The organism is Pseudoalteromonas sp. PS1M3 (assembly GCF_016865405.1).
GTDB lineage: Bacteria > Pseudomonadota > Gammaproteobacteria > Enterobacterales > Alteromonadaceae > Pseudoalteromonas > Pseudoalteromonas marina.
Window position 1 is genome coordinate 100,297 of sequence record NZ_AP022625.1, and the last position, 12,065, is coordinate 112,361.

Below are 12,065 nucleotides of genomic sequence, written 5' to 3' on the forward strand. Positions count from 1 at the left end.
GGCGAATTATACAGATCAGCCACAACTATTGAAAGGTAAAAGGCAGCTAATTTATAACCAACCTTAAACGCACTTAAACGGTGCAAAAGCCCTTAAAATTTGCCTAGCAAGTAATAAAGGTTAAATAAATAAAACTATTGATGGGTTTGGTAAATACGCTCAATAACCGCTTTATTGTTAGTAATGTACGAATTAATAGCCGCAATATCGTCGGCAGTAACCGTTTTTTTACTCAGCATAAAATGCACATTATTAACGTTTATAGGCTCAACCAATGGCGCAGGCATAATGTTTGAATACTGTTTTGTAAAATATTGCGCCACTAACGAATCATCAATTAAAAAATTAATGCGCTGCTTATTAAGCAAAGTAAAACGCTTTTTAGACTCCTCCGTAAGCACCACTTGGTTTGTATACTGCGTGCGTAGTTGTTCAAACGCATCGCCAAAAACACTTCCTCTGTTTACACCCACCGTAAGCGATTTTTTAAATAACGCGTTAATGCTATTCACATTAGGCGAACTGGCGTGCTTATATAGCAGCATTTTTTCAACACGGTAGGGTAACGTAAAGTGGGCATACTCAGCGCGCTCTGCCGTTTTGCTGGCGGCAAAAATTAAATCAACACGGCCCTGTTTCAGCTCTTCAAATGCACGTAACGAGCTAGGTAACACACTAAAATTTAAGCAATAAGGTGAGCTTTTAAAAATAGCCTTTAGTACGTCTATTTCAACCCCGCCCAGCGTATTGTTTTTTAAAATTACATAAGGTGGCCAGTAACTTTCGTTAGTAGCTGCTGTTAACGTTTTAGTGCATCCCCAGGCATTAAATGCACTAAAAGTAAAAAGGGTTATAAACAATAATATTTTCAAACTACAGCCTTTTGTAAACGGTTTTTAGTGTGTATTTAGTTATAATTTTTCAAACAGTTCTGCTAATTGTGCCTTACGGCTTTGTATTAATTTATTAACCTCAATAACATCTTGCATAGTAGACGTATTTTTACTCAGCATTAAATGAATAGAGCCCTTATTAACATAGGTTGTGGTATTAACTCGCTTAATAGTGTTTGACTGGCTAATAAAGTACTCACCCACTAACTGGTCTTCAATTATAAAATCGACCCGTTGTTTAGCTAATAAAGCAAAACGCGTTTTTGCCGCACCGGTAAAAATAATTTGTTTTGGATAAATACTTTTTAAGTGCTCAAATTGCTCGCCGTAATAACTCCCTACATGGGCGGCCACGGTGTAGCCCTGTTCAAGCGCATCTTGCAGATTTTTAACATTATATTGTTTATTTTTATGCTGATACAGCCACATCACCTCGTTGCGGTAACTATCCGAAAAATAAACATGCTCTGCACGTTTTTCAGTAAAGCTGGCAGCCCAGCCTAAATCCATTCGGCCTTTAGTTTGTTCAACAAATGCACGCTCTGTATTGGGTAAAAACTCAACCTGAACACAGTAAGGCGACCCCGCAAAAATAAGCCAAAGCGCCGTTACCTCTTTACCTTGTGCGTGGCCGTCTACATTAACTACGTAAGGCGGCCAATAGGTATCGTGCGACGCGACAAAAAACCTTTTTTCGCAAGCCGTACTCCCAAAAGAGAGGGCTACTAACAAATACACACCGTATTTTTTTAATCTATGCATTATATCCCTCATGCTAGCGACGCAATATGTACAGTATAAACCAGCCTAAAAATTTGGTAGCAAATTTTGTATAAGCATGTAAATAACATTACGGGCTGTAAAAAGTTATGTATTTATAATCAATGCGTTGGGAGGGCTAAGCTAACATGTTCATTTTTGTAATCGTTAAATTTGCAGTGCGTATATGTGTTTAATAAAAAGAGCGTATTAATTTAAAATATTCTACTACTAAGTCTATATTTTATTTATTTGTTCCTGTAGATTAAACACCAATGAATTTAATATTAACAGCGGCTTAGCTGTTAAACGATTAGCCAAGGAGCGGGTGTATCGTGCCAAGTACCACACTCACTTACTACAATAACAACGCACAAACCTTTAGCGACTCAACGCTTAATGTTGATATGTCGGCGTTATATGCTGAGTTTTTACCGCATGTAAAACAGCACGGCCATGTTCTTGACGCTGGCTGTGGCTCAGCTCGCGATGCCGCTTACTTTAAAAACCAAGGGTTTACTGTCAGCGCGTTTGACGCAAGCCCAGTACTTGCAAAGTTAGCCAGTAATTACTTACAACAACCGGTAGAGATTAAAACATTTCAAGAGCTAGAGTGTGTTAATAAATACGACGGCATTTGGTGCTGCGCGAGTTTGTTACATGTGCCAAAAGCTGAGTTACCGCAAGTGTTTTTAAAGCTGCAAAATGCCCTAAAAGTAAACGGGGTTTTGTATGTATCGTTTAAATATGGCACGCAAGAGCGTGTACATAATGGCCGTGAATTTACCGATTTAAACGAGCAGTTATTGAGTAGTTTGCTAAATCAACACACGCAATTAAGCATAGTTAAGCACTGGCAAAGTGTTGATCAGCGCCCAGGGCGCGAAAGCGAAGTGTGGCTAAATGCGTTAATTAAATACGCTATAGGTAAAGGCTAATAGCTGCAGTGAATATGACACTTAGAAACCAGTTTGAGTATTGTGACCAAGTTCTTTCAGAGTTTGGTTATACGCTACTAGAAAAAAATACCGTTGGAAGGCTTTATACAAAAAACGATAGTCCTGCTGTATTTATTGATACAACTCTTTTTGAACTAGATAAATCTAACTACCAATACGTTGATTACACAAGTTACCAAAACCAACTGATGCACAAATACCAAGGTTTGTATCGTTTCGTTTATGATTTAAACACCTCTTTGTCTATTGAATCACAAACTAAATTTCAAACCGACCTTGATATATTTTTAGGCTCAGAAGAACAACAACCAAATAAAATAAAAAAATTTGGCTCTGACCGAAGCGCAAGCCACACTGATCCAACACCACCGGAGTATAACTTTACCTGCTTATTTGAAGACGTCTTCGGCGCTCAATATTTACATGCGCTTGAAGCTGAAAGTAAATATATTGATAGTGCAGGGCACATTCGCTATATAGATTTCGTTTTAACAAGAGGTAACGATGTTAAAAACCAAAGTAATATAGCTATAGAGCTTAACGGAGAGCGTTATCATCACCCGCTTATAATTGGCTTAAAAAAATATCGTTCGCAATTATTTAAGCAAAACTCATTAGTCTATGATGGCTATTTAGTTTTTCGATGGTCAAGCAGAGGTATGAGCGACCATTACAAGTTTAGTGATCAAATGCGTGATTATTTTGGTGATCCTAAAAGCTTTATTGCCGCACCTAAATACTTAGCACAGCGTGATTTATCATTTCAGCTTTTAGAACATCAAGACCAAGCCGTAAATAGTATTTCAAATCAACGAATAAAAGGTAAAAGCACCTTTTTAGTTGTCCTACCCACTGGTACAGGTAAAACAGAAGTATTTATAGAAGATTTAAAAAATCAAATAGATGCGGGTATATGCAAAAAAGCATTGGCAGTAGTACCTAGCACTGCTTTAAAAAAGCAATTAAAAGAGCGATTAAATTTAAGACATCCCTTATTAAAAGCGGGTGAGTTATTAACAGACTCAACGCTTGATGTTGTAGTGCAAACCAGCGCTTATATGATGCGCCATTACAGCACTATACAATCACAATCTTTTGATTATATTCTGATAGATGAAGCTCACCATGCAGTTGCAACAGGGTTAAGAAAAGTAATTGAATACTTTAAACCTAAAACGTTATTAGGGCTCACTGCTACAGACGAAAGGCCCGATGCCCAAAAGCTGCAAGACATATTTGGTCGCTATAAAGTTGATTTAACTTTAGAACAAGCAATTAAAAAAGGACTTGCTCCGCAAATAAGAGCATACCGACTTGAATCAAATATAGACTTATCGCAAGTGCGCTTTAACGGTAAAGATTATGTAAAGGCTGATTTAAATAAAACCGTACTTATACCCTCGCGCGATCAATTAATTGTAGATTTGATCAACAAATATTTTGCAGAACCTTTAATTGAGGGGCAATTGTTAAAGCAAGGTGTTGTGTTTTGTACTGATATTAAACATGCCCAAAGAATGGCGCAGTTATTTAATAAACACGGAATTAGTGCGCAAGCAGTACATGGTTCAGACCGCAAAGGGCTTGAAGAATATCAGAAAGGAAACATACGCTTTTTATGTGCTTGCGACCTACTAAACGAAGGATGGGATGCTCCACAAACTGAAATTTTAGTTATGGCGAGACCCACAATGTCTAAAGTGCTTTATACCCAGCAGTTAGGGCGTGGGACGCGAAATTATAAAGACAAAGAAGCGCTTATTGTAATCGATGTTGTAGACAGCTATGGCGCAGCATTACAGCCAATGTCGGTACACGGCTTATTTAACTTTTCTACTTACAAGCCATTTGAAAATATAATCAAAACAGAAGTACCAACACCTGAAAACGAAGCGATTGAATTAGATCGTTTATACGAAGGTGAACGCCGTATTGAAAAGATAGACATATTTACTTTTGAACATGAGTTCGGCGGTTTATTAAATGAAGAGCAACTTGCTCGCGAGTTGTTTATTTCAACTGGCACGGTAAAAAGTTGGGTTAAAAAAGGAGATATTACCCCAGCAAAAACACACCCATTTGGTAAACACACATTAAACTATTTTAGTGAATCACAATTAAAGCAAATCAAAATAGATAAAAATATTAAAGAGCGTACAGAAGATTCAAGGCGAGATGATTTTTTTGAGTTTTTACAGAGTAGGGATTACTCATTCTCATATAAAATCGCTTTTTTACTTGCCTTTATAAGTGAATGTAATGCACAAGGCGAAGCCGAGCTTTCAAAACTTGTGTTGCGATATGCAAATTTTTACAAGCAGTTACAACAAGAGTTCGGCCAAGCAGAAAAAGACAAAAACCCACTTAATGATAAAGAACGCTTGAACGATACTGCTTATTTAACTCGTAGTTTATTAGCAAACCCGTTTGAAAAGTTCGAGCGTAAACGTTTTATTTATCATTCAAAAGATCTCAATATTATTTCGTTTGACTCAGTACTCTGGGAAAAGCTAGATGAAAACGCACTTGCCGAAATCAAGCAGCAATATATTCAAGACGGTAAAGATTATTACCAAAAAATAGGTTTTAAGCTTCAAAACCACCACTTTAAAGCATTACTGCAATTTGAAGAACCAGTTGATAACACTCCCGTGGATATCGTTCCTACACAAATTAGTAATGATGAGAAACTATTTACGAACCAATTAAAAACTCTAAATGAAGTAATCAAGCTACCGTACTTCCCTAATATTAAAATTGCCTGTGGGCATTTTAAAACTGGCGATAGCAGCGATATGGAATTGATGGACGCGCCACTTGGCGCAGGCAAGCTTGATCCAAACGTGCATTTTTTAGCACGTGCATCGGGCAACTCAATGAACGGCGGTAAACACCCAATACTTGATGGCGACTTATTGTTACTTGAGCTTATAACTTCCGATAGAGCCGGATCGCTTCGCGGTCAAATTGTCGCGATAGAGCGAGACGATATAAGCGGAGATGGGCAGTATTTACTGCGCAAAGTTAATAAATTACCAAACGGGCAATATGAGCTAATCGCTCAAAACCCCGATTATGAGGTAATGATTGCTGATGAAAGCATGCGAACGTTCGCACGGTTTAAACAAGTGGTTGCAGAGTAGTTTGCAGTCGCGCTTTAACTTGTAGGCGCAGAGCTTGCTCATGTTTTGTAGACGCGCAGCTTGCTGGCGTGCAAAGCGTAGCTTTGAAAATGTAGCTACGACTTTATATCGCGCATGGGTTGATGATGTGTGGGTTAATGGATTTAAAACCTCTATTAGAGGTTTTTGCCAGATTGCTGGCGGCAACCAAAGGGCGGCTGCCGCCGAACGCCCTTTGGAATCCCACGGCGCACCCGAGGATCACACTTTATCTTCAACTTACGTTAATGATGTAAACGTAACCAGCGTAGATAGGCCATCCATGGCCAAGCTACGCTTTGTACAGCATCCATGCTGTAAATTACTCATCATTAACTAAGTTTCAGGTGTGATCACGGGGAATTGGAGTGTGTTGGTAGGTTGGCGTTTATGAATGTGGGTTTTCTATTTTTATTGGGTGTCAATAATTAACACTAACTGAACGATTATTGCCCTAGTAGTAATTTACTGTTACCTTATTTGAAACATAATTAGAAAGGACTCTATAAAATGAAACTCAACCAAGTTTTATCAGTTGTTAACCAAGTAGAAAAATCAAAATTTATTTCATGCCTCGATCGTCTTTGTTCTGATGCCGCTAAAAACAATAAAAAACTTGCGAAAACAATTGATAATATCGACGGTCAAATTAAAAATGCCTCAGGTAGTGAAATTACTCAACTGTTCAATACTGTTCGTGACTTCTTCAAAATCTCTGTCCAAGAACAAATATTAATGAGTAGCGCTCAGCTTAACTTATTGGTGAATATTTTAAGTCGAGACGGGAATGGTGTAGCAAGAATTAGTTGGATAGAGTCACTTTATGAAAAAGAATGGGTTGAGTTATCTAAGCTATCAAAAGAGCTCAAAGAGTGTATCCAGCAAGGCGCAGCCGAAAGTGTTTTAGAGCGAAATCGAGCATTAAAAATTTACCATGCTTGTATGAAAGAAGCATACTTTAATGATGAAAAAAATAATCGAGAAGCTAAAGTTACAGATGATGAGCGCAGTGTTCTCAACGTTCTGGCTAATGAACTTAATTTAACTACTGATGAATGCGCTGCTGTAGAGCATTTAGTTGATGTTATTCCTAAAAATGGAGTGCTAGATGCCTTAAATAGCCTCAGAGATATGGGGTTATTATTTATCAGCAAAAAGCGACAAGAAGTATTCATCCCTGATGAAATAGTTACGCTGTTGAATGAGATCCAAGGGAAAGATTTAGCTGATAAATACGTGCTAAGAATACTTAGAACGCTAACAGATGCCGAACTTTCCAATACTTTAAAAGCCCACGGTCGTAAAATTAGAGGCGTAAGCAGAACTGAAAAAATTCAAACAATTATTCATTCAGGTATCAGCGCTGCTAAATTATTATCAGACGATCTTCATAACGTTGAAGATAATCAAAATCAGCGTAAAGAGCGATTAAAACAACTGATCCAAGATTTAGAAATTGATACCGACAAACTAGGTGCATATTCTCTCCAGCTTTGATCACCCAATTGCATTAACTTTGATCGCTTATTCTCATTAAGCTTTGATCACTAAAATCACTTGTAAATGATCACATTTATGCTCTTAATGATTTTGCCGATCAAAGCTTAATACCACTCGTAACCGAGTTCACGTTTTATCATTTTTGTAGGTGTGTTAAACCGTTATCTGAATCGTTTGATGAGGATAACAACAATGACAACAAGACCTATATCTATGAGTAAATTACATTCCATTTTACGGCTGAAGTACTCAGCACAATTATCCCATCGAGAGATTGCCAGAAGTTTAAATATTTCACCTGGTACTGTGGCTAATTACCTTAAAAAGGCCAATGAGTTAGGCTTAAATCAATGGCCAATACCAGAGGATAAACAGCAAAATACATTTTTCAACACCAAACTCAAGCGCTTCTCAACGCGTAAAAAAAGACACCCAACGCCTGACTGGTTAAATATCAATAAAGACTTAAAACAACATAAACACCTAACATTACAGCTCGTATTTGATGAGTTACTTGAAAAAGTGGGTGAGCCTTATTACAGCTACAGTCACTTCTGCCGAGCTTATAAACAATGGTTAGGTACCCAGCGACTCTCAATGCGTCAGCAGCATAAAGGGGGTGAAAAGCTGTTTGTGGATTATTGTGGCCCCACAATTACCATTACTTGTCCGACGACACAAGAAAAGCGCACTGCTCAGATATTCGTTGCTGTACTAGGTGCATCAAATTATACCTATGCTGAAGCAACGTATAGTCAGCAACTTGAAGATTGGGTAATGAGTCATGCGCGTTGCTTTGAATTTTTAGGCGGCGTTCCTGACGTTGTTATTCCCGATAATCTCAGAAGTGCTGTCAGTAAAACCTGTCGCTACGAGCCTGATTTAAATCCGACGTACCACCAGTTAGCCGAGTACTTTAACGTTGCTGTCATTCCGGCTAGACCTTATAAACCCAAAGATAAATCGAAGGCTGAAGTCGGCGTACAAATTGTTGAGCGTTGGATCATGGCACGCTTACGTAACCAAACCTTCCACAGCTTAGCGCAACTCAATCATGAAATAGCAAAGCTACTGGATATGATGAACAATAAGGTGATGAAGCAATATCAACAATCACGCAAACAGCTATTTGATATGGTGGATAAAAACGCATTAAAGCCATTGCCTGAAAAGCCCTATCAATATACACAAATCAAAACAGTACGTGTGCATATTGATTACCATGTTGAAATAGAAAAACATTACTACAGCGTGCCTTATCTGTGGGTTAAAAAACAATTACGCGCACACATATCCAATCAACTCGTGCAGCTTTATTATGACGGCACTTTAATAGCACAGCATCCTCGCTCAAACCGTTTAGGCGGACATACGACACAGACACATCATATGCCAAAGGCGCATCAAAAACAGCATGAGCAGTCACCGATAAATTTACGCTCATGGGCATTGAGTATCGGTGATTATACTCATCAAGTCGTTGAATTATTGCTTAATAGCAAACGTCATCCAGAGCAAGCTTATCGCACCTGTTTAGGGGTATTAAGTTTAGCTAAAACGTATTCAAAAGAACGCCTCGAGCGAGCATGTTACCGAGCAATTTGCATGAATACGACCACACACAGATCTATTAAGCAAATGCTGCAAAAAGGGTTAGACCAACAACCATTACCCACACTCCAAACAGAGCCAGAAAAGCCAATTACACACAGCAACATACGTGGCACAGATTACTACCATTAAGGAATGTAAACATGATAGAAACAATTAATCAGCAACTTCAATTGCTCAAGTTATCGGGTATAAAGCAAGCACTCAAGCAGCAGCTTGAACAGCCAAACCTATATCAAGAACAAAGCTTTATAGAGCGCGTCAGTTTATTGCTAACGCATGAAATTGATACGCGTAACCAAAGAAAAATAGAGCGACTGGTGCGACAAGCAAAATTCCGCGTACCGGGTCAGTTAAATCAACTCATTTACTCGCCGAAGCGTAATCTAGATAAAGCACAAATACGCGGCCTCAGCCAAAGCACCTGGCTGAGTTTACATCAGAATATATTAATTACAGGCGCCACAGGCTGTGGCAAAACCTACCTCGCGTGTGCATTGGGTCACGAGCACTGTTTACAAGGAAAAAGTGTCTTCTATATTCGATTAAAAGAATTACTTGAAAGTCTATTTCTAGCACAGGCCGATGGCAGTTATCGAAAATTATTGGGTAAACTCATTAAATACGACTTACTTATTTTAGACGATTGGGGGCTAGAGCCACTCAGTGCTCAGCAACGAAGCGACTTACTTGAATTAATCGATGCTAGATATGGTTATAAATCACACATCATCATTAGTCAGTTACCACAGGAAAACTGGCACCAAATGATCGGCGAATCAACGCACGCTGATGCTATTTTAGATAGGCTGATTCATGGTGCAATTAAGTTGAATTTAAAAGGAGAATCGATACGAAAACAGTTAAATGAATTGACTGATGATGATCAGTTAAGTTAATTTAAAAATGGCTCTACAAAATGATAAATCAAGCGATCAAAGCTGATGAGAATCGGTGATCAAAGTCATGAGAATACGCACTAGGCACAACCTTAGATGAGCGCATTGGTCTGATATTATCATCACTATCAGGTGCAACAGAAAAAGAGTTTGATTCACTTAGCGCTAGTGGATTTAAACAGCTACTAAAAACATTAGAAGAACACTTCCCAACAATGCAGGCTGTGTTAAAGGAAGCGTTTGAACTCGAAGCTAACGAAGTGATAGATACTGAAAAGCTACGAGCTTTGAGTATCACACCTCATGACATTTTATATTTACTCTCAAACGACGAAGTAAAAGAAGTTCGCGACAGTATGGGCTTATCTAAGCGTGGAAACCCACGCTTTGCTATTTTAGAGAGCTTTGCTAATGCGACAGATAAGTTGATTGAAAATTATGATGCACTAGCTCGTCGTGATATTAATGCGCTAAGAGAGGCGGGCGCTGATGTAATTGAAGCTGATATTGGCGTTAAGTTTGAAGAAGTCACAAAAGCTATTTTTGAACTACTAGAACTTAATATTGATGAAGATCTCCGTAAAGATTTAAACACCACTAAAGATAAAGCCGATATTGTAATTTCACTCAGTGATAACGACATAATTATTGGTGAGGCAAAAACCTGTAAAAATGGTGATTTTGCTAAATACTCAACAACTTCTCGCCAAGTAAAAGCCTATGTAACCCGCGCTGAAAATCAGGGTAAACGCGTAGCACAAGTATTAATAATAGCCCCTAGCTTTTCAGATGATTTTATCGAATCAGCCGAGATGGATACTGAAGTTAATATTTCATTGTTAGAAGCGCATGGGCTTAAATTAATACTTGATGCTTATAAGTCAAAGCGAAACCCAAGCTTTGCGCCTAAGTTATTGACTAAGGGTGGTTTATTAAAAGCTGAGTTGATAGCGAAGAATCTTTAAAGGGTTAATTAAATTTTCGATGTGATTTCTTATAGTGCTATTGAAGTATGATAACGGTAAGTATGACTTTGTTTGTAGGTGCAAAATTATTTATGGACAGAGAAAACCTTTTTTAGAAAAACAGGAACGACAAATATGTATTCGGGCAAGCAGATAACGAAAGCGGGTAGAAATTTTTTGAGTGATGAAATTATGTCTGATCCTGAATTGTTTTCTAAAACATTAGATGTTTTGTCTTATTGGCGCTCATGTCATACAGAACCATTGGAGAATGCATTAAAAAGGCTGCGACAAACCGTTAAAGGCATTGACAAAAATGCTCTATATGCCAAACGGTTAAAAAGATACCCTTCAATTCAGCTAAAGTTAAGAAGATTCCCTGAAATGAGTCTTAAAAACATGCAAGATGTCGGCGGCTGCAGAGTGATTGTTGCGAATTCAAAAAAAGTAGAGCAAGTAGTACGTTCACTTAGAACTAAACCCGAATTTAAGTCTATGGGTACTAGCGTGCGACATAAGGATTATATTAAAACTCCCAAACTAGATGGCTATAGGAGCTACCATATAATTGGTAATTTTCCAGATAATGCAAATAGGACTTTCAGAATTGAAGTGCAAATAAGAACAAAGATTCAACATTACTGGGCGACGGCATTAGAAATTATTGATCTTTTTACAAACCAATCCTTAAAAACAAACCAAGGGAAAAAAGCATGGTCAGATTTTTTTGTTGAAATAAGTACTCAGTATGCAGCTATGGATGATATACATCTTTTTTCTAATTTGGATAATACTAAAAAATTAAAACTTTACTTAAGTAGGTTGGTTGAAAATAAAGGCTTAGCTTCTGGTTGTTTAGATGTGGTAAAAATGTCTAGGAAATTAAAAGTTATTGAAAAGTTGAATGCTTTTGCAAACTCTTTACAAATAGTGGATCAAGCCCTAAAAGATATTAAGGTCAGTGGATATATTTTGATTAAAATAGATCTAGATGAGCACCTATTAAACTATGAAATTTACGAAGAAAGCGATTCAAAGGAAGCTGAGTTTAAATACACACAAGCCGAAAAAGAATCAGCCGATAAGAAAAAAAGTATAATGGTTGCCTTGGTTTATACTGACCATGTTAATGAAATCAAACAGGCATATCCCAATTTCTTTGCTGATTCCAGCCAATTTATTGAATTACTAAACATTATTCATGATGCCGAAGAGCTGTTCAAAAGTAGGGCACAAAGTAAATTATTCCTTGAGAAAATATTAGTCCCTGCCAATTTTCAAAATTATATTTCGTAGAGCTGAAATCAAGTAAACTGAA

10 protein-coding genes are annotated in these 12,065 nt (G+C 37.8%); 8 read left to right on the top strand and 2 right to left on the bottom strand.

Features of this window, described 5'->3' with window-relative positions; all coding sequences use genetic code 11:
• Positions 1 to 134 precede the first annotated feature (134 nt).
• Positions 135 to 872 (bottom strand): ABC transporter substrate-binding protein, encoded by a 738-nt coding sequence (locus tag PS1M3_RS17260; protein ID WP_203987766.1) that lies wholly within the window; start codon positions 870 to 872, stop codon positions 135 to 137.
• A gap of 39 nt (positions 873 to 911) precedes the next feature.
• Positions 912 to 1,655: a transporter substrate-binding domain-containing protein gene (locus tag PS1M3_RS17265; protein ID WP_203987768.1), complete on the bottom strand. Its 744-nt coding sequence runs from the start codon at positions 1,653 to 1,655 to the stop codon at positions 912 to 914.
• A 332-nt stretch (positions 1,656 to 1,987) separates the two neighbouring features.
• Here PS1M3_RS17265 and PS1M3_RS17270 point away from each other — a divergent pair, with 332 nt between their 5' ends.
• From PS1M3_RS17270 to PS1M3_RS17305, 8 genes are all read left to right on the top strand, one after another.
• Positions 1,988 to 2,590 carry a bifunctional 2-polyprenyl-6-hydroxyphenol methylase/3-demethylubiquinol 3-O-methyltransferase UbiG gene (locus tag PS1M3_RS17270; protein WP_203987770.1) on the top strand — a complete coding sequence of 201 codons (603 nt, stop codon included), beginning with the start codon at positions 1,988 to 1,990 and terminating at the stop codon, positions 2,588 to 2,590.
• Positions 2,591 to 2,604: 14 nt separating this feature from the next.
• The gene (locus PS1M3_RS17275) at positions 2,605 to 5,754 is read left to right on the top strand and encodes a DEAD/DEAH box helicase (protein ID WP_203987772.1); all 3,150 of its coding nucleotides are present in this window, start codon (positions 2,605 to 2,607) and stop codon (positions 5,752 to 5,754) included.
• Between the two features lie 40 nt (positions 5,755 to 5,794).
• Positions 5,795 to 6,112, top strand: a complete 318-nt coding sequence (locus tag PS1M3_RS17280; RefSeq protein ID WP_203987775.1) for a hypothetical protein — start codon at positions 5,795 to 5,797, stop codon at positions 6,110 to 6,112.
• A 170-nt stretch (positions 6,113 to 6,282) separates the two neighbouring features.
• Positions 6,283 to 7,269, top strand: coding sequence for a hypothetical protein (locus PS1M3_RS17285; RefSeq protein ID WP_239104511.1), 987 nt, complete (start codon positions 6,283 to 6,285; stop codon positions 7,267 to 7,269).
• A gap of 195 nt (positions 7,270 to 7,464) precedes the next feature.
• A complete protein-coding gene (gene istA, locus PS1M3_RS17290) occupies positions 7,465 to 9,015 on the top strand; it encodes an IS21 family transposase (RefSeq protein ID WP_008466912.1) in 1,551 nt (516 codons plus the stop codon).
• Positions 9,016 to 9,026: 11 nt separating this feature from the next.
• Positions 9,027 to 9,782, top strand: coding sequence for an IS21-like element helper ATPase IstB (gene istB, locus PS1M3_RS17295; protein ID WP_203984839.1), 756 nt, complete (start codon positions 9,027 to 9,029; stop codon positions 9,780 to 9,782).
• A 215-nt stretch (positions 9,783 to 9,997) separates the two neighbouring features.
• Positions 9,998 to 10,747, top strand: coding sequence for a hypothetical protein (locus tag PS1M3_RS17300; protein WP_239104512.1), 750 nt, complete (start codon positions 9,998 to 10,000; stop codon positions 10,745 to 10,747).
• Between the two features lie 135 nt (positions 10,748 to 10,882).
• Positions 10,883 to 12,043, top strand: a complete 1,161-nt coding sequence (locus PS1M3_RS17305; protein WP_203987778.1) for a RelA/SpoT domain-containing protein — start codon at positions 10,883 to 10,885, stop codon at positions 12,041 to 12,043.
• The last annotated feature ends 22 nt before the right edge of the window (positions 12,044 to 12,065 follow it).